This window comes from Niallia sp. FSL W8-0951, from assembly GCF_038006525.1.
Classification (GTDB): domain Bacteria; phylum Bacillota; class Bacilli; order Bacillales; family Cytobacillaceae; genus Niallia; species Niallia circulans.
The window spans coordinates 1,525,232-1,551,119 of record NZ_JBBOVK010000001.1 but is presented as its reverse complement, the minus strand read 5'-3'; the positions used below and the strand labels follow the sequence as shown (position 1 = coordinate 1,551,119).

The following is a 25,888-nucleotide window of genomic DNA, read 5'->3' as shown; positions in this document are numbered from 1 at the left end:
AATTTGAGCTTATTCAAAGATTTTAAGAAAGTAAGTGAAGTAAAGGAGTGTACAATTAATAAATATAAAAATATACTTCCAGAAGCTTTGATTGAAGCATGGAAAACATATGGGTATGGTACATTTATGAATGGGTATTTAAAAATAATTAACCCGGATGAATTTAGCTCTTTAGTAAATGACTCTTATTTAAGAAGCAAAGGAACAATACCTATTTTCAGTACATCCATGGGTGATGTTATACTTTTTGAAAAGGATGAAAACCAAGAGTCCTATCTTGTAATGATTAACTATCGAAAAGGTAAAACAAAAGTGGTAGCTTCAAAATATTCCTTGTTTCTTAGATTTTTAGAGGAAGAGACGTTTAGACAGAAGGCATTAGATTGGCTTCCTTATCCAGAAGCAATAGAAAAATATAAAGAACCAGAGTATGATGAATGCTTTGGCTATACACCTTTACTAGGTTTAGGTGGAGCAGAAAAAGTAGAGAATCTAAAAAAGTCAAACTGAAGGAACATATTCTTATTATTACTGAATTTATGGGACCAGTTCAGTAATATTCGGGAGTATGTTATAGAATTTACCATAAGCACTTGATTGCCTTATTAGGAATCAGGTGTTTTTGTTTTTTTATAAATTTTAACTATGGACGATATTGGATATTGCTTTACTGAAATTCATAGATCATGAAGATAGTATCATCATGGAGTATTGATTTTATATTTGGATTTTGTGAGAAGTATGATAAACAGGCGAGATGACATTTTAAGTGGCAGGAAGACTTAATGATACTGCAAAACCCACAAACTAACGACAATGACAAAGCTCGTGGCGATAAACAATTGGAAACGTGAAGGGGAGTCCATAAGCTGCGTTGGTTTAATAAATTGTGGGTTGAGTTTTTATTAGAGAAGAACCTATAAATACTCGCTAGTCGCTAAAAAGCGTTACCTAAATTTAAATTTTCGTAACGAGAGGGTGAGAAGTTGAACGTTGTTGGGTATATACGAGTCTCGACACAAGGGCAAGCAAAAGATGGATACAGCTTGAAATATCAAGAAGATGAAATTAAAGGGTATTGTAAAGAACAAGGCTGGAACTTGATCTATATTTTTAGAGAGGAAGGAATTAGCGGCGCCAAATTGAATGCGAAGCAGATATAATAACAGCAGCTGGAAAGCATTCGAAATGTAGTTATAAAACGATCCCGTAATCGTCCTTGAATCGATGGCGCAGTCTATAACAGACACCGCCGAAAAAGAAGGGATTATGTATGTATCGGAGAGTGCAGCCACTTCCTTCCTCCCATATGTCGGCCAAGCAAAATACCTTAAGCTGTTAAAAGGAGAAAAAAGTAAAAATAAAGCCAACGGAATCCGTTCAGCCATTTCACAAAAATCAACAGAATCGCTCCAACGGATCGATGGAAGGAAGATAGAGAACAGTCTATGGCCTAATGGCATAAAAAATAGTGGAAAACAATATGTCCAAGAAGTCACCCACTTCTTTAGACAAAACTTTATGCCCAATCCGTCCTTCCAACTAAGTACAGCGAATCAAGCTCCTATCAATGTGTGGAGCAGAGTCACGATAGAAAATCGGATGAATTCAATCGTTCCGGCCTCTTTGAGGAAAGTGGAAGGGAAGGGGACTACTAAGGGTACGGGTAATGTAAAACACTTAGATGATGTACCAAGAATAAAAGAAGTTGAAGTTAATTTTAAAAGAAATGATAAACATGACTTCGAAGAGTTTGCAAGACAATTGAAAGACCAGAAAAAGGTATGAATGAACTAACAGTTGATGAGTATTTAAAAAATCGTGAGAAGTATATTGAACAAGGGCGTGCAATTGAAGGTAACGCTGCACAACAAGCGACTCGAGAAAAAGCTTTAAATAAAAAAATAGAAGAATTATTTGAAAGTGGTATGTCTTGGGAAGAAGCTGAGATAAAGCAAATAGTTGGTTGAAAACGCAAGCAGCACTTCACAATCCAGACCAAATAGCTGGAGGTAATCTGCTAAATATTGGTGGTATGGGAGATAAAAGAATAAACTCATCAATTGGATCACAGTGGAAATATAGAATCGATATTGTGGATGAACAAATAGGGGAACTAGCTAAATTAATGACACCTGAGCAGCGAAAGAGTACCTATTTAAATGTTAAGCTTACACATTAGAGGAGGTTTGTAATTTGAGCTTATTCAAAGATTTTAAGAAAGTAAGTGAAGTAAAGGAGTGTACAATTAATAAATATAAAAATATACTTCCAGAAGCTTTGATTGAAGCATGGAAAACATATGGGTATGGTACATTTATGAATGGGTATTTAAAAATAATTAACCCGGATGAATTTAGCTCTTTAGTAAATGACTCTTATTTAAGAAGCAAAGGAACAATACCTATTTTCAGTACATCCATGGGTGATGTTATACTTTTTGAAAAGGATGAAAACCAAGAGTCCTATCTTGTAATGATTAACTATCGAAAAGGTAAAACAAAAGTGGTAGCTTCAAAATATTCCTTGTTTCTTAGATTTTTAGAGGAAGAGACGTTTAGACAGAAGGCATTAGATTGGCTTCCTTATCCAGAAGCAATAGAAAAATATAAAGAACCAGAGTATGATGAATGCTTTGGCTATACACCTTTACTAGGTTTAGGTGGAGCAGAAAAAGTAGAGAATCTAAAAAAAGTCAAACTGAAGGAACATATTCTTATTATTACTGAATTTATGGGACCAGTTCAGTAATATTCGGGAGTATGTTATAGAATTTACCATAAGCACTTGATTGCCTTATTAGGAATCAGGTGTTTTTGTTTTTTTATAAATTTTAACTATGGACGATATTGGATATTGCTTTACTGAAATTCATAGATCATGAAGATAGTATCATCATGGAGTATTGATTTTATATTTGGATTTTGTGAGAAGTATGATAAACAGGCGAGATGACATTTTAAGTGGCAGGAAGACTTAATGATACTGCAAAACCCACAAACTAACGACAATGACAAAGCTCGTGGCGATAAACAATTGGAAACGTGAAGGGGAGTCCATAAGCTGCGTTGGTTTAATAAATTGTGGGTTGAGTTTTTATTAGAGAAGAACCTATAAATACTCGCTAGTCGCTAAAAAGCGTTACCTAAATTTAAATTTTCGTAACGAGAGGGTGAGAAGTTGAACGTTGTTGGGTATATACGAGTCTCGACACAAGGGCAAGCAAAAGATGGATACAGCTTGAAATATCAAGAAGATGAAATTAAAGGGTATTGTAAAGAACAAGGCTGGAACTTGATCTATATTTTTAGAGAGGAAGGAATTAGCGGCGCCAAATTGAATGACGAAGCATTTGAAATAGACAGGGTGGGCTTACAGGAGATGTTGGCTCACCTTTCGTTTGTCCAAGTTGATTATGTGGTAGTACTGAACACAAGCCGATTATGGAGGTCGGATATAGTGAAGGTACTCATACAACGAGAGCTGAAGAAATATGACTGTGACATTAAAAGCATTGAACAACCTATGTACAGTATCCATAAGAAAGACCCCAATGACTTTTTGGTAAATGGCTTAATGGAGTTATTAGACCAATATCAACGGCTTGAGATAGCGCTAAAGCTAACAAAAGGAAGAAACAAGAAAGCGAAGGAAGGTGGATATGCAGGAGGAAGGGCGACATTTGGCTATACCAAACAAAAGGGGGAAAAGGAACTAAAAAAAATACGCAATGGGCATGCAGAAGTAGTGAAACGGTTATTTGAATTGAAAAACTTACACAGAAAATGGTCACTGTCTAGGTTGACAGAAGCTTTGAATGAAGAAGGGTATCAAACAACCCAGGGGAAAGCATTTACGAAAGAACAAGTGAAGCGAATATTAGACTGAGAAAGTTTTTTATAAAGGGATATATATACGGACAAATACAAGCAAATGGTAAACATGAAGCAATAATTTAAATGGTTACTTAAGAGACTCATTTTCTTATATATTCTTATGTAAAGGTGAAAATGGATAGGCTTTCGTACCAAAGCGCACCGATAGGTGAACGCTCGAACTAAGGTTGCCGGCATTTTTATTCAATCATTGACAACTGAATAGGAGGATGAACCATGCATGAAAAACAGAAACACATTTATGTGGGTGTAGACTTACATAAACAGCACCATGTGGCAGTGATTATTAATTGCTCTCATTCTTTATTAAGTACTAATTTAGATATTCCTAAGGGTACGGGTGATGTTACTCCTAAAAAGAAATCTGTACCAGATTTGCTTAAAGAGCGTTGGGAAGCAGGTAATAATTTTAATAAGGAAAATCGTCCTCGTTTCCCTTATAATGATGAGGTAGAGTTGGAAGCAAAAGAAGTAGGGGTAAAAAGTAAGTAGTTGACTCGAATGCACCCAACAAGGAAATAGTATCGAGAAAATTTACTCAACTTAGTGAAGTGCAAGAAAAAAACAGCTAAGAGTTACTTAAATGAAATCACAAAAAACATTCTTCGGGTTCTAAAATAACAAATGGGACTTTTAATTCTAACGCTTTCAAAGAAGGGCGACTTAAAGTGAATTAATATTAGAAATACCTGTACAAAATAAACCAATTCAGCAAATAATTCTTGATGAGGCAGCAAAAAGCAGGATTATTATTAGGGATATTAAGGGGAAGGTGTATAATTGACTATGAAAATTTATTATTGTGACGAATGGTCGGACATCAAAAAGAAGCCTTGGAACATACTTGATGTCCGTACTGCATACACATACCATCAAAAACAAGAACCATATACGGCGGTATTATTAGAGGATGAGAAACCTAAGTATATTGTAAATGTTACAAATGAATGGGTTTCGTTAGGGTTTTATGATGACCTGATTCGTAAATATTTAAATTATGATTTTGAAGTTATGAGTGATGGTAAGATTTTTTTAAGAACAGCCATGTATTGGGAATATGATGATGAAACTGACATAGAAGTAAGCACCTTGATTTTGGGCTTCCGAGAAGATGGCTTTATAGCAATGGAAAAGAGAGATTTAAAGACCGGTTCAGTCGAGGAGCGCGAAACTAGCGATATCCTTGAAAGAAACTGGGATGTATTTCCTGAATTTGGTCATTACAATTATTTGTGTAAAGAGGAAAGATAACGTGTTTAGAGTACTCTAATGCTTAAATTAGTTATACGAAAGGGGTTTACGTGTACATAAAGCAAGTGAATTAAAATACAATTAAGATATTTGAGTTGGACAAAAAGAGCAATGATATGTTTGAAAAATAGAGACTTCATGAAGGTACTGCACATCATGGAGTTTTATTTTATATAGGATTGATAAAAAAGTACGAAAATTGGATGATTTGACATTTTACATGGTGTGGGGGACTTATGATACTGCAAAACCCGCAAACTAAAGACAATGACAAAGCTCGTGGCGATAAACAATAGGGTAACGTGAAATATAAGTTGTATTATTACTAGAGATGGTCGTATAGTACTCGCTATTCGTTTAAATAGCATTACGAAAATTAACATTTATGTAATGAGAGGTTAAAATACGTTAAGATAAAATCGAAGTAACATCAGAAATGGGTGAAAGCATAAAAATAACTAGTAGGCTTAATTTAATGATTAAAAATGGAGATTAATGATTAGTGGGAGGTTAATTATGGAAAATGCTAACTTTAGTAGTTTAACAGAAGATGGTAAAGTAATATTTTTCCTTGGACTCTCAGAAAAAGTTTTGTCGGTATTTTCTCGCAAGGAAGATCAAATGTTAGCCCAAGAAGTTATATATAAATGTTGGGAATGGCTAAAAGGGAAAGAAAATATAGGGGTTATTCTTTATGAATTATTAGATAATGAGGAAAATGGTATAACAATAATTCAAGAAATGTCAGATAATGAAACAGACGTCATAGCTTGGAATTGTGTTATTGATGCAGTTGCTTATATTAGTAGAAAAGCATTTGAAAGAGAAGGTGTCAAATATTATCCAGAACCAATAGCTTTAGTTGATGATACATTAGTAGACCATTTTATGGATTGTTTTGGAAAATGTGTAGAGAATGCAGATAGTTATATTCAAAGAATAAATTTTTTATTGGATAATTATAAGAATGGGAATATTGCGAATGATTGGCGGACAGAAATTTTAAAGGAATTACAACTATACAATTAACTATGACTCTATTATTATATGAACTTTCTTGAAAAGTGCTACAGAAACGGTCGATGCGATTATACACGATCCAGTAATCGTTCTTGAATCGATGGAATCAAGTAAGAGAACATCCTATGGCGTAACGACATAAAAAATAGTGGAAAATAATATGTCAAGAAGTCACCAAAGAATACTTATTTGAATGTAAAGTTGACAAATTAAATTAAGGGAGCATTTTAATTGGATACCTTTGAGAATTTTTTATAACATAATACTGTTGATCAAAGGATTATCTTAAAATATAAAGATAAACTTCCGGGAGAACTGATAGAAGTATGGTATAAATATGGTTTTGGAACATTATTAAACGGTTTTTTAAAATTAATTAATCCAGATGAGTATTTGGATATTTTAGAAAGATGTTATAGAAGGTACGAACAAGCAATTCCAATTTTTACGACCTCGATGGGTGATATTATAGTGTGGGAAAAAAATAAATATGTTAACTTGTTGAACTTTAGGAAAGGACTCGTGCACATTGTTTCATCTGGCTTTAATTTCTTTTTTGATGATTTAAAGGATAATGACTTCATAAATGATGAATTACGGTGGGAACCATACCCTAAAGCTTATAGTAAGTATGGTAGACCTGATTATGACGAATGTTTTGGATACACTCCTTTACTAGGTCTAGGTGGATCTGAAAAAGTAGAAAATCTAAAAAAGGTAAAAATAAGAGAACACATTCTTATTATTACAGAATTTATGGGACCGATTAAATAGAACCAATCTCAAGATAAGCACTTGATCACATTTAAGGTATCAAGTGCTTGTTTGTATGTAATATGCTTAGTTAAGCGAATGAATAATACTGCTTGAAATAGAGACCCCATGATGGCAATACCATTATGGAGTACGGTTGTAATACTAACTAAAGATACGGGCTCCTTTTTGTAAAGCACTTAAACTAAAATGAATAATAATGCACGTGCGCTAAACAATGGATAACCAAAAAAGGTTACATAATGTACAATTTCTGCAACGGTAGGGTGAAGAGGTTGAACGTTGTTGGGTATAGACGTGTTCAACGTAAGTACAAGCAAGAGATGGATAAAGTTTTAAATATCAAGTAAAGGAAATTAAAGCCTACTGTGATGAAAACGACTTGATGGATGTTTTTAGAGATGAAGGAATTAGTGGCGAGGTCTGATGCGAAGCTGGAAGAATTTATGGTATATTTAATCCGTGCAAGGAAGCTCAATAATTTCATGCCAAAAGGGTACAAAAAGAAAAAGATAAGATATCCACACTATGCATACATCATAGCCTGATCTTAATATATACTAGAGGTGCTTAATTATGGAAAATGATAGTAAATATACAAAGGATTTTGTCTTGAAAAACGGTGTAAACTTTGATGATTTATGGTTTACTTCATATAGTGACGAGATTCTTGATAACCCTGAAGATGAAGGTGGAAAGCCATTTACCGGATTAGCATTCGAACTGTACGAAAATGGGAATCTAATTTATTTTTGTTTCTATAAAGATGGATTAGCTCATGGTTTAAATCGCGAATTTTATGAAAGTGGAAAAATAAAATGTGAAGAGTACTTTAAATATGGACTAGTTAATGGAAAAAGTATTTGTTGGCATGAAAATGGAAATGTTAAATCGACAAGTGAAGTCGAGTTATCAATTGAATTGAACTATAAAGAATGGGACGCTAATGGAAAACTTATTATGGAAAAGGAATTAGAACAAGATAAAGAAAATACCCAATATGCTATTTTATTAACAAGAAGAGAAATAAATCGTAACTTAGGTAGGTAAGAAATCATTGAATAATAGATTTGTTTGAATTTAGAATATAAACATTATGCAAAAATAGAATGAGAAAGTGGTGTTTTCGTTGTTATTAAAACCGGAGTATGCCCAAAATATAATAGTCGGGGTAAAAACTTCTTCTCAATTCTCATGGTATCTAACAGAAAGAGATGTTTGGATACTAGATATAGTAAAATATAAAAAATTATATGAAAAAAATGGATTTAGTTTTGATATGGACTTTGCTCTTTCTCTAAGAAATAACATTTCAGTTGTAAATGAAAAAAATTATCGTCTCTATTTACAAGAATATACTGATTATATCGTACCGTCTTCAGAATTAAAAAAGTTAGTTGATCATCAAGATTATGGAAGTACTATTCTAGAATTGAGGCCATCATTATTTATAGACTTTAATCAAAAAAAGCTTCTCTCCCTTTATCCTGAGCTATTACCTTTTGAAAATTATGTTCCTAATAATTGGACAGGGATTCGTGATGATTTTACTAGTTATATTCCTGAAGAGGATAGATACTGGATTTTTGATAATATTAATTACATAGACAAACTTTTTAATGAGAAAGAGAGTAAAGGAAAAATAAACCTCAGAAGATGATAGGTAATAGATAAAATTTATCACTTCTGGACATTGACAGTGATAGGGAGGCCAAATAAATACTTACTAACAATTTTCAAGATACTTTTAAAAAACACAGAAGATTCTATTCTAAAGTATTAATTAGATATAGTTATAAAGAAGGGTTGTAAACAAAAGCTAGGCATTGAATTTGCAGATGAAATACAAAAGAAGAGTTAGCTAAATGATTGTACTAACACAATTAATATTCCTAAATGCGCATCAAGCTGGTATACATGAAAAGCCCAAAAGCAAATACCCTATGTATAGGAGGTAAAAAATAATGAGCTATGAATTTATTAAGACAAACCAAGAAAATAGTTTTTATCCAGTGGCTGAAAACAAAATAAAAGAGGCTGAGAAGGCACTTAATTTAAAATTCCCTAATGAGTTAGTTCATTTTTATAGAGAGGTGGGCTACGGTTTTATTAAAGGTTCAGAATTTAATATTAATCGAATTATGGGTCCCTATTCTGTAAGAGATTTTCGATTAAGAGTTAATGATTTTGAGTTTTATCCCGACATAGAAATCTATGAAGAATTTGAGAATAATAAACTAATATTTTTTGAAGGCAGTGAATCGGCATTAATGTCCATCGAATTGAATGATAATAATAGAAATCCAGTTTATTATTATGACGTTCAAATTGCCACTTCTCTTGAAGAATTTTTAAGAAAGATGGAAGAAAATGATAATTATTACTTGGAGTTACTACCTGATTAAAGAACGGTAATAAAACATATCTTGAATGTTTTTACGCCTTCTTTAATTTATAATAAATTAACTGGTATTTTAGGCATTACAGTGGAAAAATTCAGCAAACAAAATTTGGTCACGGAAAAAGTCATTTATTGGTGGAGAGTATTTAACTATCCACAAGCGAAAATTGATAAAGTAAAAAGCAATTGCAGTTGGAATGGAATTTGGTTTTGTAGTTTTCAAGGGTGCTGGACTTGTGGTAGAAACTAAAGATGTACCAGAAATTCTCTGGTTAAAGTAATGTCAAGGCACAATTTGAATGGCTAAGATACCGTAATTGGAAGAAGACTAGAATGTGTGATTTGGCACCAGATAAAATGAACCTAGTACCTATTGGAATACAGTGAACAACTATTCATAATGGTGACAGATTCAATGGAATGTAGGCAGATGCCCGAGATAACCAAGATAGTTGGTATACTCACGTTACTGCTTTTTATTTGAGACATAAAGTGTTTTTTGTACTCGCTAAAGAATATAGATTTATTTAAAGGAATAGTAGAAAAGGATGAAACCTATTACTGGGAAAGTCAAAAAGGTCAAAAGGATATTAAAAATCACAAATCTAGAAAACGTGGTGGTTCTTCTACTGTTGGTATCCATAATATGGAAAATGGATTAGGGGCTGGAATAGATGATGAAACTGCAAGAAGGCTGGATACCTTTATAAAAGATTCAAGAAGGTGAGAGAATGGTGATGACACCAGAAGAATTTATTAATAAATGGGATTGTATTAAGAATGGCCCACTGAACAAATTTAAAGAAGTAGATTTAATGAATACATATTTTTCGGATGAAGTTAAGAGGTTTTTGTCTATAGGAGGTCTACCGGAGACTCCACCGCCGTATTTGGAATTTACTTCGTCCCAATTTAAACCTATTACCGATGTATTTGATATGCCAGAACAGTTTCAAAAATATTGGGTTTTAGGGTCAACTGGTTCGGGGAATCCAATCTGTATAACGGAGAAGGATGAAAACATAGTGTCACTTACTAATGGGGATAATTATAAAGTGATATTTGTTAATTCATCTCTGAATCAGTTTGCAGAATGTATATTAGCTTATGTATCCATGATTGATAAAGCAATAGAGATTAACGGAGAGGATGCCTATATTGATAACGATATACCTAAAGTAGTAATGGAGTGGCTAAAAGGGGAACTAGAGAAAATTGATAGTAAGTGTATGGAAGCAGGATTCTTTTGGTCTACTGAGTTTGAAAATCTATTTGAATAACCTCTCGCGTATAGGAAAATCCTTAAAATGTAATAGCTTTAAATTAGACAGAAGTCTTCAAACCCACACCAAACTTATATAAAAAGAGTCAATTAGTGTAATGCCAAGGAGATAAAACTGTTAGGTAAGCAATTTAATTCTTTGATAATTTTAGAAAAAGAGATTTAGAAGACTGTGGAAAATCATAGACTTACAAAGGAGTCTAACAACCGTAATATTTCAAGGATGTTAGAGGGAAATACCTCTATTGCTCCTATAGTAGAACATGATGGTAAACATAAATCATATATACTTACATAAAAGCTTATAGATAAGGGTAAAGAAGTGTTCAAACTTGATAATTTAATGATTACTTCATCAAAAATACACTAAAATATTTAAAAAACTGCTTATCAATTTGGAAAGAAAGGGCAGTAATTTAGGAATGGTAGAAAAATGAGTAAAAAGTTATCTAAAGATGAGTTAGTTGAACTAGTAAAAAAATATGTAATCCTAAGCAGTCTGATGAAAAGGTAAGTGAATATATAGAAATTTTGGAAGAAAATGTTCCTCATCCTGCTCCGAGTGACTTAATTTTTTGGAATGATGAGGATTTATCTCCAGAGGAAGTAGTAGAGATTGCCTTAGCATATAAAGAAGAGAAGTAATCGGTAAAGGGGTTGATTGCATCGCAAAGCCCCATACAATGATTTGATTAATATAGAGGCTAGCGTTACGGTAATCCTAAAGCATAACATGTTATGAAGTTATCAGAAATATTCGAGTATCTACACAAGGTCAAGCAAGGGGTGGATATAGCATTGCATATGAAACGATAAGAAGACGAAACAAGGCAATCAAAAGCGATAGGATGTCGGCCATTATTTTTAAATATTCCTAAAGTTATAGATAAGGCAAATAGACTTATTCCATGTCCTTCTGGAAACCCTATCTCACACGATCCTAGGAAAAAATTTACTAGAGTTAATGGGGTTACCCGGCTCTATAAGTTGGATAGGTTATCAAGCAAGATATAAAATTCCTACTCCATAAAATAAAATTCCAGTTATTAAAAATGAAAATGAATGACTTTACAAATGGTGTATTTTTACCTATACCTTTTGACGATGTTAGTAGTCTATCTAGACATAGTTGCTTTCAAAGCAATTTATAACAATATTGTAAGAAAAATAGAAGAATTAAGGGAAAGGTGGTTATCTAAATGAAATTGGGTGAAAACACTCAATTAGTAGAAGAAGTAATGGATTTTATTCGTCATAATAAGATGTTTAATATGATTAACTTTCATGTAAATAATTTAGAGGTAATAAATAATTTCAAGGAAGCACAAAACCTTGCCTGGTCTCAGGACTCAAGTGAAGTTGATACTGTATGGGAAAATGTTAAATCACAGGAAGCAGGAAGTATTGTTCAAAAGGTATATGATTTGGATTTAGTAACTGAACAAGATGATTTATATGATTTTTTTAATGATTATAACAATTACTCGAACGACTTTCTTCCTTTTGATTATATTGATATTAATGAGGAAGTTGAGGGTGACCTCATGATGTGTGCATTAAATCGATTAGTTAATGGGAAAACAGACAATTTTTATGAAAAAATCTTTGAGATTTATAAGCAAGGAGGGTGGCCATGTGGGTGGAAGGGGACATACCCGATTGGTGAAATTATTGTGTATGTGCCTTAAAATAAAAAAATTACAAATCTTGATTGGCAAAGTGCCTTTTCAAGGTTTTTTTTAATTTATAATAAATTAAACTGATATTTAGTGAAACGAAAAGAAAATTTTGTTTGAGAACGGAGAGCTTAGAATCCTATTAGCATCAAGGCATTATATTTTAAGTGGTTTGTGAAAATAAGACGATAATTAGGTGAGATAACATGGTACATGCAGGTGGATGGGGTAACCGTTGACTTTGAGAAAGGTGGTATAAAAGTAATGAACTATGGTGTATTTAATAATTTAGTTGAAGAGGTAATTCGGTTCTCGAAAAATTTCCAGAGCGAACTTACTAATAATATTACCAATAAAATTGTTATTATTAATGATATAAAAAAAGCAGAATATTTAGCTTATGATGAGATTTTTGGTGAGGAAGAGTATAATTGGAAAGATATCAGAGAATTGGAAATGAGTGAAGTTTGGGAGACTTATTACGCAATGTCAGAAAAGGAAAAGCCTAAAGGATTGGAAGAATTATTAGAAGTTATTGCTGGTAATGTGAGCAAAAACTCATTTAAATATAGTATATTTTATAACGATGTTGTAGCTGATCTTACTAATTGTGCCATTAATCGAGCGATAAACGGAAAGAATAAATCTTTTTTTGAAGATTTGTTTGAGATATATCAACTTGGTGCCTTTCCTTGCGGTTGGAATGGTGCTTATCCAGAAGGAAAAATTATTGCTTATAAATTGGATTAAAAATAAAAAATAGAAAGAAAAATGCACATTAACTTAGAAAATCAGGAGATTTACATGAGTAGAACTTAGTTTAAAGGGTTCCTCAATTTAAGTGTGGATATATTTAGTACTAAAGAGATTAAAGATTTAAGAACAACTATATCAGATGTCAATCCCGATTATGTAGGGGGAAGCCCCGTTAAAGCACATGATAATTGTTAGCAGTAATAGATTAGAGGGTGGAGTTATGTCTCTGCCTCATACTTTAAGACTAAAATAGGAGGCTAATATAATGGAAAAACAGGGGTGGGTTTCAGTTTGGTTAGGGAATATAAACGATGAGGACTCAATAGGAGAGTATGTAGATTTAACTTATGATGAGGATGGCGAGTCTGTCCCATCCCAATTCTTTATCGATTTTAAGATTGATGTGGATGAAACAGATGAGGATACGATAGAAAAAGAAGTGTATAAGAATAGTAGTAGTGATATTGCAACATTATTAGATGGGTGTTCGTATGAAGAAATTGTCATCCCAAAAATCCAGAAAAGTATAAATCTAAAGAAATCATATAATGCTGTGATTTTAATATATAATTTTCAATATCAAAATGAAATTAGCTCAACAGGTGCTTTTGATTTTATTACAGCTACAAATTATGAGTAAGATAAATTTTAAAGATATGGAAAATTGATTTAGTTAATGGTCAACTCAGAAATTACTTATCTCTTTTTAGTAGCCCTATGTTTTACCTTACTACATTAGAAGTTAAAAGAAGGAAGTGCAAAATGGTATGTTGAAAGATATACCGACTTATATCATGCCAATGGTTCCTATAGAAATTGCGGTTTTTCTATCCCAATTGCTTACTGTTTTGATCAAGAGGGAAATGATTTATTGCTTTCTAAAGATGATATTCGCACTAGAATTTTTGATACAGAGATTAATAGTATAAAGATAGCAGAGTAATTAAGATAAAGATAGAAGAAGAAGGGGAATTTAACATAAATTTTAACTTCCCTTCCGTAACTAAATGTCACTCCTAATAAAAAAGTATATAATAAACACTTGCAAATCGTAATCATTTCGTTTTATTATAGAATAGTTATTACTTCATCAGAAATAACTAAAGTGTAAAGTTTAAATCGGAATGATAACGATTTGTTTTTTAGGAGTGAGAGTATTGAATAATAAGAAAATCCCTGTTACTGTTTTAAGCGGTTATCTCGGGTCAGGCAAAACTACTTTGCTAAATCATATTCTATCCAATAGGGAAAGCCTAAAGGTGGCTGTGATTGTCAATGATATGAGTGAGGTAAATATTGACGCTTCATTGGTGAAACAGGGCGGTTTTTCAAGAACGGATGAAAAATTGGTGGAAATGCAAAATGGTTGCATCTGCTGTACACTTAGGGAGGATTTAATAATTGAAGTGGAAAAGCTTGTGCAATTAGGTGATATTGATTATATCGTAATTGAATCAAGCGGAATTAGCGAACCGATTCCGGTTGCGCAAACATTTACATATGTAGATGAGAGTGTAGGGATTGATTTATCGCGATTTTGTCAGTTAGATACGATGGTTACAGTCTTAGATGCTCATCGTTTTTGGCATGATTATGCATCTGGTGAAAGTCTTTTAGACCGAAAGCAAGCAGTGGGTGAAATGGCTGAAAGAGAAATAGCAGATTTGTTAATTGATCAAATTGAATTTGCGAATGTCATTTTGTTAAATAAAACGGATTTAGTTTCGGAAAGCAAACTACAGGAACTGAAAGCAGTTATCCAAAAATTTAACCCGGAAGCCAAAATTATAGAAAGTGAATATTCCAGAATTCCTTTAAATCAAGTTTTAAATACTCAGTTATTTGATTTTGACGCTGCTAGTCAAGGTGCAGGCTGGATAAAAGAATTAAATGAAGAGCATATTCCAGAGACAGAGGAATATGGAATTTCTTCCTTTGTGTATCGTAGCAATAAACCTTTTCACCCTGTGAGATTAATGCAGTGGTTGCAAGACTGGCCAGTTGAAGTAGTTCGGGCGAAAGGATTTATTTGGCTGGCCACGAGAAATGATATTGCCGGATTACTTTCCCAAGCTGGACCGTCCTTAACCATACAAGAAGCGGGCATGTGGGTAGCAGCTTATTCGGAAAGCGAGCAGAAAGAAGTTTTAGAGGAAGATGCAGATTTACAAAAACGTTGGGATCCTCTTTACGGAGATCGCATGACAGAGTTAGTGTTTATTGGGATTGGCATGAATCAACAGCAAATGGAAGAAGAGCTAGATGCTTGTTTATTGACTGATATGGAAATGAAAAAGGATTGGACTAAATTTATTGATCCACTGCCTGCGTTTTTTTGAGTAAAAAAATTCAATTTTATTAGGAGGAAGAAAAAATGAGAGTGAAAATTACCTTAGCATGTACAGAAACAGGAGATAGAAATTATATTACAACAAAAAACAAACGAAATAATCCAGACCGTATCGAGTTGATGAAGTATTGTCCGCGTTTAAAAAAGCGCACTTTGCACAGAGAAACAAAATAATTTTTTTATAGTTATTAAATCGTAATCATTTCGTTTTATGTATTGGAGGAAGCAGAAATGGCAAAAAAGTCGAAAGTAGTAAAAGAAAAGAAACGCCAAGCCATGGTTGAAAAATATGAAGCGCTTCGAATGGAATTAAAAGAAAAGGGAGACTTGGAAGCACTTAGAAAGCTACCAAGAGATTCCTCACCGACTCGTTTGAAAAATAGATGTGAAGTGACTGGTAGACCAAGAGGGTACTTAAGAAAATTTAAAATGTCCCGCATTGCTTTTAGAGAATATGCCCATAAAGGACAAATTCCAGGAGTGAAAAAATCAAGCTGGTAATGAATAGAAAGAAAAGTCGTCAGCTTATTGGTTTGACGACTTTTATCTACACAAAAAATGGAGGAATAAGAAATGAATTCCGTTAATCCTGTATTAGTGCAAATTTTTTATCGAAGCGCGATTGCAAATATGCCAGAAAAAAAACGGGAAATTTATCAATACATAACGACTAAAGAAGAAGAGTTAGAGAAGATAGCTGTGAGCGAGAAACAGTTTATGGAGCTAATGGTTAACCATTCCCCATTTAAAGAGGCGTCTAGTTATTTTTCCCTCAGTTTGTCAGCAATTAAAGAGATTATGGATGAGGCCCAAGCAGAAATCGATTTAATGATTATGACCAGAATTAATCAAATGAGATGGATTAATTACTCCAAGACTGATAGAAAAGCACGAAAAAATAAAAAATGGACATTTGTATTTGTATCCTAATTTTTTCATAATGGCACTCTTATTTAAATAGGATACGTTGGAATAACATACATAGATCTACCATGCTTATCTGTTTTTTCATATTAACCTGGTATGTGTTTCATCCTTTACACTTTAAGCAAATAAGATAAGCGGGGCAGAAATTTATTTTGCTTCTATTTTATAGCTTAGCTTATGTTTGCTTAAAGTCGTCTGGACAATCAATGGATGCAACATAAATTTCATCTTTTGCAGGCTATTTCATTGGGGTATACAGAAAAGACCAGAAACTGTATTCTTAATATATAAGGTAAAAAAGATATTGGGTTTTGAAAAGGTGAAAAGTATGACAAACATTAAAGATCTAGCAAAGATGGCTGGTGTTTCTGTAACAACTGTTTCCCGTGTCCTTAATAATCATCCATATGTAAGCAAGGAAAAGAGAAATGCTGTACTAGCGGCAATTAAAGAAAGTAATTATGAACAAAATATTAATGCAGTTCATTTAAGTAAAGGAAAAACACAAATGATTGGTGTTGTCCTTCCTTTTTCTGACCATCCTTATTTTGCGTTGCTGTTAAAAGGGATAGCAAAACAAGCGCTGGAGAATAATTATAAACTCGTATTGTTTCAGACGGATTATATGGAAAGCAGGGAATTAGAGGCATTACAAATGTTGAAGCAAAAGCAAATTGACTCCCTCATCATTTGTTCGCGAACTTGCGAATGGTCTGTAATTCAAGAATATCTTTCCTATGGAACAATTGTTTTGTGTGAAGACACAAAGGGGAAGGAAGTTTCTTCTACATTTGTTAACCAGTATAAAATTTTCAAAGAAGCATTAGCATTTTTATATAAAAAGGGGCATCAAAGAATCGGCTACTGTATTGGAAGAAAAACTGGTCCAAGCAGCCAATTACGTGCAAATGCCTATAAAGAGTTTCTTTCGGAACATCAACTTCCTTATTGTGAAGAATATATTATCGATCACTGTAATTACTTTGAAGATGCCAAAATAGTGATGGATCATTTACTGCAAATGGATAATCGTCCAACTGCATTAATTGTGACAAGTGATCAAGTTGCAGCAGGAATTGTTATCTATTGTCAAAAACAAGGAATCAAAATTCCAGAAGAGCTTGCGATAATAGGTTATCATAACGAATCTATTGCAAAACTGATGGAAATATCTACAATGGAAATTCCGCTTTTAGAGATGGGAAAGAACTTATTTCAACAAGCTATTAGCAAAGAAATAACGAAAGAGGAAATGTTTTTTCGTTTTATTGAAAGAACTACTGTATAAACAAGTTGTTCTTTAGCTGCAAATAAAAACATCTTAAACAAGCATTTTGGGATGTCAGACTGTAGACAAACTCCTTGAAATTTTGAGGTTTTGCCTATGGTCTTTTTTGTGTCCTCTTCTAATAGGGTATTGATTTCTTCTACAGGGGTTCGCTTTTCATGGGGCGAGTTCTGGTTTTAAAATATAGGTAGATAATTTTTAGAGATGAAGTCATGCTTTCCAAACATTCTTCTATTCAAAGAAATCTTGCTTTAGAACACCTTCGACATAAACAAGTTATCAGAAAAATTTATGCAAAAAGAAACGATTGAATGTGTTTTCGCAGATGGAAAAGAAAAGTATGGTATGCGATGGACAACTTTAAGGGGGCTTAAAAAATTGTCTATGCAGGCGATGCTTATTTTTGCATCCATGAACGCCAACTGGACTTGGGTGAGTCTGGTAACAGCTTAAGAAGAGCATAAAGAATAAATCAAAATACAATAAAATAACGAAAAAGACCCTAAATTACAAAAGGGTTCAGAATGAAAACATTCTGATTCCCTTTTGTCGACAAACTGTCACCCCAAGCAAGCATTTGGGATGTTTTTATATTTTGTATCTTGCCTCTTTACAATTTTGCTCTAATTAGGAGTAAACAGGAACAAGTTTTATTTTTTGACTAGGTTTTAGTAAGGATAGAAGCGGTATATCTGTATCAACCACCTTTCCGATAACGTTGACTCGCTCATCTGCTGGAAGATCACACAGGGTGATTTGTATTTCTCCGCGATAGCGTCCATAAAGGTCATTATCTCTTGTGATTGTGCCGGCTGGACGTGCTTCTGTGTTCTCCGGGTAGATATTTTCTAGACTTCTCGTATCTAGGAAGCGGAGAACATCTCGGGAAAGATCAGGACGAAGCTGGAACTCGCCTTCTTGGTAACCCTGGATGCGGATGGAGACATAATGATGCTGGTCAAAATCGATTAATTTATGAAGCAGTGCTTCACTGACTCCATAATCACCAATGTAAACATCCTCAACCCCTGCTAGAAATAACTCTAATGCAGCATGATATGGCTCTAAGTGCCGATGATTTTCCAATGTCGGCAGACCGTCAAATAGGGGGCCGCGTTTTTCTTTATCACCTGGAATATATGCACTAATAGGTATTCCAAAACGCTGGAAGATTTCATTTTGTGATTGAAAAAAGGAAATGGATAATCCTGTTTCTTGTCTTGGGTAGAAATTATGCCATGCTATCAATTGATTGGCGTTCAGACCAGCTTTTATAAGTGCAGACAAGTCCTCCTCTTGGAAAGTACTAGCATTAAGAGCCAGTTTAAAAGCTTTGGAAAGGGTTAAAATCATTTCATTATCAAAACCATCATCTAATCGAAGGCCAATAACCCCTAGCTTTTTTAACTCCATTAAACTGTTTAATCCTAAATGACTAGGCGTTTTTAAGGAAACATCGGCAAAAACCTCTATTCCTGCTTCAGCAGCCAGAGTCATAAGCGCTTTGGCTCTAGTCGCTAATTCCCCAGACTCTTCCGGAATATGGAGAGAGGTGAATGCCCGCTTTACTCCTAATTTTCCAGCGCGGATAATTCGTTCTTCCGCTATAGGATCCATTAAATAAAAGGAAATGCCAATCATTCAAACTCACCAGCCATTTCATCTTTGAAGCCAAATAAATACGTAAAAACAAATCCAGCGGCATAAGCAATTAATACCCCTGCTAAATATAGAAACACTTGACCAGTAACAACTAGGAATGCAAGTGGTATACCAGATACGCCGATAGCTACAGTAGCAACTCCGAATGCAGCCTGAAATGCTCCACCGACTCCAGCTCCCAAACATGCTGTTAAGAAGGGACGCCCTAGCGGAAGGGTAACACCGAATATCAATGGCTCTCCAATCCCAAGAATCCCTGCAGGAAGACCACCAGCAATAGCTCTCTTTAATCGTTTTTTCTTTGTTTTAAAGTAAATCGCAAACGCTGCACCTACTTGGGCAGCACCGCCCATTGCAAGGATTGGCAGAAGAGGATCATTATCAATTGTATTAATTAACTCTAGATGTATTGGTGTTAACCCTTGGTGTAACCCAGTGACAACAAGGGGAAGGAAGGTTGCTCCAAGAACAAAACCTGCAACTACGCCCCCCATTTCCAGTAAGGAGGTTAATCCTTTTGTAATAATATCGGAAATAAGACCACCAAGCGGCATAAATATGATATAAGTCAAGATACCAGTAAGCAATAAAGCGACAGTCGGTGTAATAAAAAGATCTAGTGAGGTTGGCACATATTTACGAACTTGTTTTTCAACTAATGCGATAAAGATTGCTGCGAATAGCACGCCAATTAATCCGCCTCGACCAGGCAGTAAATCTGTGCCAAATAAATGAATGCCAGCAACAGCGGGGTTTATAATCAAAATACCGGCAATAGCTCCAAGCGCTGGCGAACCGCCAAACTCTTTTGCTGCATTTGAGCCGACTAATATGCCGAGGTATCCGAATAATCCACTGCCAATCACAGATAATATGATGGCAAGTTGTGATTCATCTGCCAGCCAACCGGCTTGGACAATGGCTTTTGTAATTCCTGTTATCAATCCCGAAGCTACGAGAGCAGGAATTAATGGGATGAAGATACTAGCAATTTTGCGCAAAAATAATTTAAATGGTGTTGCATTCTTTTTGTTAATTTCAGCTTTTTTGCTTGCTGCCTTTTCTTTTAAATTAATCCCGCCAGCATCATCGATTAATCTACTAAAGGCTTCTGTAACTTTATTTACTTTTCCAGGGCCAAGAATAATTTGCAGTGTTTCTTCTACTACAACTCCTAATACTCCATCCACTTTTTTTAATTCTTCTTTATTGATTAAGGAAGAATCCTTCGGTGTGACACGAAGTCTTGTCATACAATGTGTGTAGCTAACAATATTTTCAGGACCACCTAATTGTTTGAGAATCTTTTCTGCTAAAATTTTGTTGTTTTCACCAGCCATCTTAAATTCCCTTCTCTCCACTATTATTTATTTTTGCAATCCCATCAAATGTGTCCAGGCACCATGTTGTTTCTAGATAGGGAAGACACATTTAAGCGAATGCTACTTTCCTTCTTTAATAAATTGAATAGCTTCTCTTGTTTTATCAATAGAGGTAATAGTGTCCTCATATTGAGCTGTTGCCATTGAAAGAAACAAAATATCCATGATATATAGCTGAGCTAGACGTGACGATGTGGCTGCACTTCGAAAGGGAGCTTCCGCTGAATAGGAAGTAAACAGCTTAATATCTGATAATGAAGCAACAGAGGATTGACCGTATTTTGTTAGACTGATTGTTTTTACACCCTGTTTTTTGGCAAGTGACATGACTTTAATTACTTCAGGAGTTTCGCCTGAATGGGAGATTCCAAAAACAATATCATCCTTGCCAGCATTTCCGATTAATGTAGCGACAAGATGTATATCAGTAAAGGCAGTAGCGTTTTTATGAATTCGCAGAAGCTTTTGCTGAGCATCTTTAGCGATAATATTGGAAGCGCCAATCCCAAAAAAATGAACATTTTTTGCAGCAGATATAGTGTGGACAGCGCGCTCCAATTCTTCATAATTAATTATTTCTTCAGAATCACGGATACTCTGAATGCTGTTACTAGTTGTTTTTTGAACAATAGAGTAGAAGGATTCATCAGGTTCAATATCGCGATATCCTTGTTCAAGGGGCTTCACTAAATCGCCAGCAATTCTAACTTTTAAATCTTGAAAGCCATTTAAGCCTAAGGATTTACAGAGTCGAATAACCGCGGCTCCGCTTGTACCTGCATGTGCGCCGATTTCATGAACGGTACTGTTTAAGAGCATATTTGGATTTTCTAGTATAAACGCAGCAATCTTTCGCTCGGAAGCGGGGAGCTGCTCCAACATGCTTTGAATAATTTTTAAACCACCTGCTACCACATTCTAAACCACCTTTTCAGATTACTTTTGAATTGCTTTTTTTACATAACCATTAGCATTTGCTAAAAGCTGCTCTGCTTCTTGCTTGCTTGAATTTGTTTTTAACATGACGATTGCTGTTTTTACTTGTAAGTTTGCCTCTTCCAATGTTTCTAATGCTTGTTCATAGGAGACATCTGCAATTTTGCAAATAATAGCGATTGCTCGTTCCTTAAGCTTTTCATTGCTTACATGAACATCTACCATTAAGTTTTCGTATGCTTTTCCTAGCAATATCATGGAGGAAGTGGAGATCATATTTAAAATCATTTTGTGTGCAGTGCCTGATTTTAACCGGGTTGAACCGGTAAGCACCTCAGGACCGACAATCACTTCGATTGCTTGCTCTGCTTCTTTACTGATGGCTGCATTTTTATTACAGGATAAGGCAATTGTTTTTGCTCCAACTGCTCTTGCATACTGCAATGCTCCGATAACATAAGGAGTCCTTCCACTGGCGGCAATACCAATCACCGTATCATTTTTTGAAAGACTTATAGCTTTTAAATCTTTGATACCAAGATCTGGCTGATCTTCTGCTCCTTCGACCGCTTTAAAAAAGGCTGTTTCTCCACCAGCGATCAGTCCTTGCACCATTTCGGGATCTGTACCAAATGTTGGTGGACATTCTACAGCATCGAGAACGCCTAATCTTCCACTCGTTCCTGCGCCCACATAAATAAGGCGACCGCCTTTTTGGAAGGATTCAAAAACGTATTGGACGGCTACCTCTATATCAGATAAGACTTCCTTGACTGCAAGAGCCACTAGTTGATCTTGTTCATTCATTAACCGCAATATTTCCATTGGTTCAGCCGTATCGATTTGCATTGTTTGCTCATTTCGAGATTCTGTTGTTAATAGCTCAAGCTTTTCTTCCATTGTAAATACTCCTTCTCCAAGTTTGTTTAGATTTGAAAGCGATTTCCTTGAGAAGATTATAATAAAACTAAAATGAAATTTCAATAATTAATAACAAATAATAAAATGAAATTTTATTTCAACGTGCTTACATAAAAGAAAAGACAATTGACTGAAACTTACTATTATCCTTATACGTATGGTAAGAGGAGGGGGGAAAAACATGATTTTCCGTTCGAAAGTAGATCGCTTCTTTATTATCATGTTGTTAGTCGTTATTTTTAGTATGGGGCTTGTTACGTTAGGTCCATTGTTTTTAGAGAAAGAGCGAACTATATTGCCTAGTATTATTATGAGCGCCATTTTTGTCTTATGTACTTCTTTTTTAGCATGGATTACATTTGGTATTAAGTATGTGTTTACCGATGAGTATTTACTAGTAAAAGGGGGGCCTTTTCACAGTAAAATCCGCTATGAAAATATTACTAAAGTTGCTAAGACGACTGATATATTTACTGGTTTTCGACTGTTAACTTCCAAATTAGCAATCGAAATATTTTACATGACAGCAAGCCTTGGCAGTGTAAAAATATCGCCGCAGAACGCTGAATTATTTTTAATAGAATTAGAAAATAGAATTTCAAAAAAGAGGCAAAAGCAATAATTAACGATAAATTATTTTTAGCGATGGTGGTGAGTATGTGAGGAAGAAGATAATATTAGTAGGCACTTTTCATTTCGCGGAAAATGCTGATATGATAAAAAGGAAAGACGAAGAGATCGAAGAATTAGTTCAATTATTAGCAGAATGGAGACCTTCCAAAATCGCCTTAGAATGGGATAAAAAAGATGAGCAGCTTCTTATTGAAAAATTTCATCAAGAAAGTAATCAATATTCTACAGATGAGATTGAACAAATTGGTTTTAGATTAGCGAATAAATTACACCATGATAAGGTATATGGGGTAAATTGGGAAGGGGAATTAGGGCAAGAAGAAGTTCAAAACCTTTTTAATGAAATAAAGGAAAATTATCTAGAACTATCTGAAAAAATGGAAAGTTTAAATAAAGCTAGTCCCGTGTTGTCTGCAACAAGTTCATTAATAGAGGCATTTCGCCGATTGAATGAGAACGCATATATACATAGACTTGAGGATCTTTATTTATCTTTTGTCTTAGTTGAAAATAAACAGGGTGTAAAAATTGGTATTCCATTTCTAGATAAATGGATGAAAAGAGAATTGTATATATTTAATAATGTGCTAGAGATTACAAAGGATAATGATCAAGATTGTATTTTGCTTCTTATTGGCAGTGACCATTTGTGGCTATTAAGAAAGTTTTTTGAAGGAATTGGCTGGGAAGTAATAAATCCTTTTTCCTGTAAAAACAAAATATAAGGGGCAGGAGGAATGTTTTATGTATTCAATAGAAGGCTTCCATTAACGTTCAAGGTTACTGCCATTTCCACGAGCTCCTCCCTTTTCAATAGGCATAAGAAGAATGGAAAAAGGGAGGATGAAAATCGATGGCAATTCACTACTTGAACATTAATAATAAAGAATTATATGTGGAAACGCATGGGAAAATCACAGGAAAAGCTATTCTATATTTACATGGCGGCCCAGGTGAAGAATGTTTTGACTTTTCCATGAATCAAACACATCGTCTAAACAATTTTTTTCGTTTAGTTGTTATAGATCAGAGAGGAGTATGTCGCTCTGAAGAAATTTTTAAGGAGGAGTCTTTTGGAATAAACCATTTAATAGAAGATTGTGAAGAACTACGTGTCCAACTAGGTATTTCTAAATGGTCGATTATAGGGCATTCTTTCGGTGGATATTTAGCCGTCCTATATGCAAATCGCTATCCATATGCTATCGAAAAGATAATTTTTGAGTGTCCTACATTTGATTTCGAATTAACAGCAAAATCCTTATTAAAAAGAACGGCTAGCTTCTTTGCAAGATATAACATGATTCCATTACAGAAGAAAGTCAATCGTTTAATTGCTAAAGCTGTTTCACCAAAAGAATTGGTAGAAGGCTATTTGCAGCTAAGCTCTTATTTGAAAGAAAAACGAATGGAAATATATAGTTTGCATTCTATTAATCTAGAAACAAGTATTTATACAGACGAACAATGGGATCGTTTTTATGATAAGTCTGAAATCCATTTTGCAAGATTAAGGAATGAAGGCAAGATCTTCGAATCGGTTTTACCACTATTAAAGAAGATACAAGTACCAAGTCTTTTAATAGTAGGTGAATATGATCCAGTAACCTGTGAAAAGCAAATAGATTTTTTTGATAAGAATGTTCGACAAGGAGAAATTCAAATAATAGAGCAGTGTGGGCATACGCCTCATAATGAAAGTCCAGAATGGTTTAGTAAAATGGTAACGGAATTTTTATTATGGGAAAATCATTGAAGCAAAAATCATGAAACTAAATGGTGTGAAGTAAAAGGTGCTATGTTTTCATTATTAATACCTTTTACCCTTAGAAAAGCTTTTTTGAAAGACTTCATAAGGTAATTTGCTGTAAAAGGAGAAGACAATCATGTATGTAAAAACAAGTGATGGCTTACAAGTATATTATGAAATGAGTGGAAACGGAGATCCATGCCTTTATCTGCATGGAGGTCCAGGATATTGGAGCAAACCTTTCCAGCTATTTGCCCATGGTCTTTTAGAAAAAGATTTGCAAATGATATATTTAGATCAGCGAGGATGCGGCCGATCTGAACATTGCCTATCTCAGGATTATTCATTAAATAGATTAATCATGGATTTAGAAGAATTAAGAATTTCGCTAGGAATTAATAAATGGTATATTATGGGGCATTCCTTTGGCGGCATTCTTGCAGTTAACTATGCTGCTCGATTTCCGGAACATACCATTGGGCTAATATTAGTCAATATAACACTGAATATATATGAATCGTTTGAGTATCAAATAAATAGAGGACTTGAAATTTTACAAGAACAACGAAATATCTTCCCGTCTGACCCACAGGAGGATTATATAGAATTATTCTATTCGATTCTTTTTAAATTAATCGAGAACGGAAGTTACGATCATTTTCAATATACCGATATAGACAAGAAAAAAGAAGTAGATAGGATAGATAAGGAATTAAGAACTGACCCCTATTTCCAAAAGAAGGTTTTCTCCTTAAAAGAATATTTTCACGATTTTACAGAACTTATGAAAGAAATAAAAAAACCGACTTTAATTATAGCTGGTACATCTGATCACGCTGTTGGACCAAACCATCATTTAACTTTTCCATGTAAAGATGCGGTCGTTCACTATATTAATGGCGGGCATCATCCATACATAGAGAATCAAGATGCGTTTAAAGAGGCAGTATTAAGCTTTGTAAATGATAATAAGACTGTTTAGA

The 25,888-nt window shown here is 34.2% G+C and carries 24 protein-coding genes and 8 pseudogenes; 28 read left to right on the top strand and 4 right to left on the bottom strand.

Annotation, left to right across the window (positions count from 1 at the left end):
* Positions 1-3: 3 nt before the first annotated feature.
* The 24 genes and pseudogenes from NSS71_RS07300 to NSS71_RS07185 all read left to right on the top strand — a co-directional run.
* A pseudogene (locus NSS71_RS07300) lies at positions 4-557 on the top strand (T6SS immunity protein Tdi1 domain-containing protein).
* Positions 558-986: 429 nt separating this feature from the next.
* Positions 987-1,148 (top strand): annotated as a pseudogene (locus tag NSS71_RS07295) (recombinase family protein); the annotation flags it as partial.
* 454 nt (positions 1,149-1,602) lie between these two features.
* A pseudogene (locus NSS71_RS07290) lies at positions 1,603-2,182 on the top strand (polymorphic toxin type 15 domain-containing protein).
* Positions 2,183-2,196: 14 nt separating this feature from the next.
* Positions 2,197-2,751, top strand: a complete 555-nt coding sequence (locus NSS71_RS07285; RefSeq protein ID WP_095257191.1) for a T6SS immunity protein Tdi1 domain-containing protein — start codon at positions 2,197-2,199, stop codon at positions 2,749-2,751.
* Between the two features lie 429 nt (positions 2,752-3,180).
* Positions 3,181-3,959 (top strand): annotated as a pseudogene (locus NSS71_RS07280) (recombinase family protein).
* A gap of 153 nt (positions 3,960-4,112) precedes the next feature.
* Positions 4,113-4,388 (top strand): hypothetical protein, encoded by a 276-nt coding sequence (locus NSS71_RS07275; RefSeq protein ID WP_235850450.1) that lies wholly within the window; start codon positions 4,113-4,115, stop codon positions 4,386-4,388.
* A 294-nt stretch (positions 4,389-4,682) separates the two neighbouring features.
* Positions 4,683-5,147, top strand: a complete 465-nt coding sequence (locus NSS71_RS07270) for a hypothetical protein (protein ID WP_061796299.1) — start codon at positions 4,683-4,685, stop codon at positions 5,145-5,147.
* 516 nt (positions 5,148-5,663) lie between these two features.
* Positions 5,664-6,176 (top strand): Imm6 family immunity protein, encoded by a 513-nt coding sequence (locus NSS71_RS07265; RefSeq protein WP_061796297.1) that lies wholly within the window; start codon positions 5,664-5,666, stop codon positions 6,174-6,176.
* A 264-nt stretch (positions 6,177-6,440) separates the two neighbouring features.
* A pseudogene (locus NSS71_RS07260) lies at positions 6,441-6,941 on the top strand (T6SS immunity protein Tdi1 domain-containing protein); the annotation flags it as partial.
* Between the two features lie 576 nt (positions 6,942-7,517).
* Positions 7,518-7,991 carry a toxin-antitoxin system YwqK family antitoxin gene (locus NSS71_RS07255; protein ID WP_047940548.1) on the top strand — a complete coding sequence of 158 codons (474 nt, stop codon included), beginning with the start codon at positions 7,518-7,520 and terminating at the stop codon, positions 7,989-7,991.
* Positions 7,992-8,061: 70 nt separating this feature from the next.
* Positions 8,062-8,601 (top strand): hypothetical protein, encoded by a 540-nt coding sequence (locus NSS71_RS07250; RefSeq protein WP_095320924.1) that lies wholly within the window; start codon positions 8,062-8,064, stop codon positions 8,599-8,601.
* A 304-nt stretch (positions 8,602-8,905) separates the two neighbouring features.
* A complete protein-coding gene (locus NSS71_RS07245; protein WP_095320923.1) occupies positions 8,906-9,346 on the top strand; it encodes an SMI1/KNR4 family protein in 441 nt (146 codons plus the stop codon).
* Between the two features lie 455 nt (positions 9,347-9,801).
* A pseudogene (locus NSS71_RS07240) lies at positions 9,802-9,988 on the top strand (IS1595-like element ISSpps1 family transposase); the annotation flags it as partial.
* A gap of 88 nt (positions 9,989-10,076) precedes the next feature.
* On the top strand, positions 10,077-10,622 hold the full coding sequence (locus NSS71_RS07235; RefSeq protein WP_095257361.1) for an SUKH-4 family immunity protein: 546 nt from the start codon (positions 10,077-10,079) through the stop codon (positions 10,620-10,622).
* A gap of 435 nt (positions 10,623-11,057) precedes the next feature.
* Positions 11,058-11,269: pseudogene (locus NSS71_RS07230) on the top strand (bacteriocin immunity protein).
* A gap of 554 nt (positions 11,270-11,823) precedes the next feature.
* Positions 11,824-12,312, top strand: a complete 489-nt coding sequence (locus NSS71_RS07225) for a cytoplasmic protein (protein ID WP_176473351.1) — start codon at positions 11,824-11,826, stop codon at positions 12,310-12,312.
* A gap of 252 nt (positions 12,313-12,564) precedes the next feature.
* On the top strand, positions 12,565-13,050 hold the full coding sequence (locus tag NSS71_RS07220; RefSeq protein WP_095257363.1) for a hypothetical protein: 486 nt from the start codon (positions 12,565-12,567) through the stop codon (positions 13,048-13,050).
* Positions 13,051-13,321: 271 nt separating this feature from the next.
* Positions 13,322-13,696 carry an immunity 22 family protein gene (locus NSS71_RS07215; RefSeq protein ID WP_047940554.1) on the top strand — a complete coding sequence of 125 codons (375 nt, stop codon included), beginning with the start codon at positions 13,322-13,324 and terminating at the stop codon, positions 13,694-13,696.
* 517 nt (positions 13,697-14,213) lie between these two features.
* Positions 14,214-15,395: a GTP-binding protein gene (locus NSS71_RS07210; protein WP_235844419.1), complete on the top strand. Its 1,182-nt coding sequence runs from the start codon at positions 14,214-14,216 to the stop codon at positions 15,393-15,395.
* A gap of 35 nt (positions 15,396-15,430) precedes the next feature.
* Entirely contained in the window at positions 15,431-15,580 is a 150-nt protein-coding gene (gene rpmG / locus NSS71_RS07205; protein ID WP_016203575.1) for a 50S ribosomal protein L33, read from the top strand.
* A 57-nt stretch (positions 15,581-15,637) separates the two neighbouring features.
* Positions 15,638-15,907, top strand: coding sequence for a 30S ribosomal protein S14 (gene rpsN / locus NSS71_RS07200; RefSeq protein WP_095257200.1), 270 nt, complete (start codon positions 15,638-15,640; stop codon positions 15,905-15,907).
* Between the two features lie 72 nt (positions 15,908-15,979).
* A complete protein-coding gene (locus tag NSS71_RS07195) occupies positions 15,980-16,336 on the top strand; it encodes a hypothetical protein (RefSeq protein WP_047940557.1) in 357 nt (118 codons plus the stop codon).
* Between the two features lie 325 nt (positions 16,337-16,661).
* Positions 16,662-17,621, top strand: coding sequence for a LacI family DNA-binding transcriptional regulator (locus NSS71_RS07190; RefSeq protein WP_047940558.1), 960 nt, complete (start codon positions 16,662-16,664; stop codon positions 17,619-17,621).
* Between the two features lie 254 nt (positions 17,622-17,875).
* Positions 17,876-18,074: pseudogene (locus NSS71_RS07185) on the top strand (transposase); the annotation flags it as partial.
* A 174-nt stretch (positions 18,075-18,248) separates the two neighbouring features.
* Here NSS71_RS07185 and NSS71_RS07180 read toward each other — a convergent pair.
* The 4 genes from NSS71_RS07180 to murQ all read right to left on the bottom strand — a co-directional run bounded on the left by NSS71_RS07180 (position 18,249) and on the right by murQ (position 22,501).
* The gene (locus NSS71_RS07180; RefSeq protein WP_172866202.1) at positions 18,249-19,262 is read right to left on the bottom strand and encodes a MupG family TIM beta-alpha barrel fold protein; all 1,014 of its coding nucleotides are present in this window, start codon (positions 19,260-19,262) and stop codon (positions 18,249-18,251) included.
* Complete coding sequence (locus tag NSS71_RS07175; protein WP_341151385.1) at positions 19,259-20,623, bottom strand: PTS transporter subunit EIIC; 1,365 nt, start codon at positions 20,621-20,623, stop codon at positions 19,259-19,261. The genes NSS71_RS07180 and NSS71_RS07175 overlap by 4 nt, the downstream gene beginning before the upstream one ends.
* A 102-nt stretch (positions 20,624-20,725) precedes the next feature.
* The gene (locus tag NSS71_RS07170; protein ID WP_095257204.1) at positions 20,726-21,580 is read right to left on the bottom strand and encodes a MurR/RpiR family transcriptional regulator; all 855 of its coding nucleotides are present in this window, start codon (positions 21,578-21,580) and stop codon (positions 20,726-20,728) included.
* A gap of 21 nt (positions 21,581-21,601) precedes the next feature.
* Positions 21,602-22,501 (bottom strand): N-acetylmuramic acid 6-phosphate etherase, encoded by a 900-nt coding sequence (murQ, locus tag NSS71_RS07165; RefSeq protein ID WP_095322230.1) that lies wholly within the window; start codon positions 22,499-22,501, stop codon positions 21,602-21,604.
* A gap of 202 nt (positions 22,502-22,703) precedes the next feature.
* Here murQ and NSS71_RS07160 point away from each other — a divergent pair, with 202 nt between their 5' ends.
* The 4 genes from NSS71_RS07160 to NSS71_RS07145 all read left to right on the top strand — a co-directional run bounded on the left by NSS71_RS07160 (position 22,704) and on the right by NSS71_RS07145 (position 25,887).
* The gene (locus NSS71_RS07160) at positions 22,704-23,144 is read left to right on the top strand and encodes a PH domain-containing protein (protein ID WP_341151384.1); all 441 of its coding nucleotides are present in this window, start codon (positions 22,704-22,706) and stop codon (positions 23,142-23,144) included.
* 37 nt (positions 23,145-23,181) lie between these two features.
* A complete protein-coding gene (locus NSS71_RS07155) occupies positions 23,182-23,880 on the top strand; it encodes a DUF5694 domain-containing protein (RefSeq protein WP_341151383.1) in 699 nt (232 codons plus the stop codon).
* Between the two features lie 128 nt (positions 23,881-24,008).
* Positions 24,009-24,911 carry an alpha/beta fold hydrolase gene (locus NSS71_RS07150; RefSeq protein ID WP_341151382.1) on the top strand — a complete coding sequence of 301 codons (903 nt, stop codon included), beginning with the start codon at positions 24,009-24,011 and terminating at the stop codon, positions 24,909-24,911.
* A 130-nt stretch (positions 24,912-25,041) separates the two neighbouring features.
* Positions 25,042-25,887: an alpha/beta fold hydrolase gene (locus NSS71_RS07145; protein ID WP_341151381.1), complete on the top strand. Its 846-nt coding sequence runs from the start codon at positions 25,042-25,044 to the stop codon at positions 25,885-25,887.
* Position 25,888 lies beyond the last annotated feature (1 nt).

Coding starts and splice junctions, on each gene's coding strand:
- NSS71_RS07275 (WP_235850450.1), top strand. CDS start 4,113: ATGCATGAAAAACAGAAACACATTTATGTGGGTGTAGACTTACATAAA.
- NSS71_RS07270 (WP_061796299.1), top strand. CDS start 4,683: ATGAAAATTTATTATTGTGACGAATGGTCGGACATCAAAAAGAAGCCT.
- NSS71_RS07265 (WP_061796297.1), top strand. CDS start 5,664: ATGGAAAATGCTAACTTTAGTAGTTTAACAGAAGATGGTAAAGTAATA.
- NSS71_RS07255 (WP_047940548.1), top strand. CDS start 7,518: ATGGAAAATGATAGTAAATATACAAAGGATTTTGTCTTGAAAAACGGT.
- NSS71_RS07245 (WP_095320923.1), top strand. CDS start 8,906: ATGAGCTATGAATTTATTAAGACAAACCAAGAAAATAGTTTTTATCCA.
- NSS71_RS07225 (WP_176473351.1), top strand. CDS start 11,824: ATGAAATTGGGTGAAAACACTCAATTAGTAGAAGAAGTAATGGATTTT.
- NSS71_RS07220 (WP_095257363.1), top strand. CDS start 12,565: ATGAACTATGGTGTATTTAATAATTTAGTTGAAGAGGTAATTCGGTTC.
- NSS71_RS07215 (WP_047940554.1), top strand. CDS start 13,322: ATGGAAAAACAGGGGTGGGTTTCAGTTTGGTTAGGGAATATAAACGAT.
- rpmG (WP_016203575.1), top strand. CDS start 15,431: ATGAGAGTGAAAATTACCTTAGCATGTACAGAAACAGGAGATAGAAAT.
- rpsN (WP_095257200.1), top strand. CDS start 15,638: ATGGCAAAAAAGTCGAAAGTAGTAAAAGAAAAGAAACGCCAAGCCATG.
- NSS71_RS07195 (WP_047940557.1), top strand. CDS start 15,980: ATGAATTCCGTTAATCCTGTATTAGTGCAAATTTTTTATCGAAGCGCG.
- NSS71_RS07190 (WP_047940558.1), top strand. CDS start 16,662: ATGACAAACATTAAAGATCTAGCAAAGATGGCTGGTGTTTCTGTAACA.
- NSS71_RS07180 (WP_172866202.1), bottom strand. CDS start 19,262: ATGATTGGCATTTCCTTTTATTTAATGGATCCTATAGCGGAAGAACGA.
- NSS71_RS07175 (WP_341151385.1), bottom strand. CDS start 20,623: ATGGCTGGTGAAAACAACAAAATTTTAGCAGAAAAGATTCTCAAACAA.
- murQ (WP_095322230.1), bottom strand. CDS start 22,501: ATGGAAGAAAAGCTTGAGCTATTAACAACAGAATCTCGAAATGAGCAA.
- NSS71_RS07160 (WP_341151384.1), top strand. CDS start 22,704: ATGATTTTCCGTTCGAAAGTAGATCGCTTCTTTATTATCATGTTGTTA.
- NSS71_RS07150 (WP_341151382.1), top strand. CDS start 24,009: ATGGCAATTCACTACTTGAACATTAATAATAAAGAATTATATGTGGAA.
- NSS71_RS07145 (WP_341151381.1), top strand. CDS start 25,042: ATGTATGTAAAAACAAGTGATGGCTTACAAGTATATTATGAAATGAGT.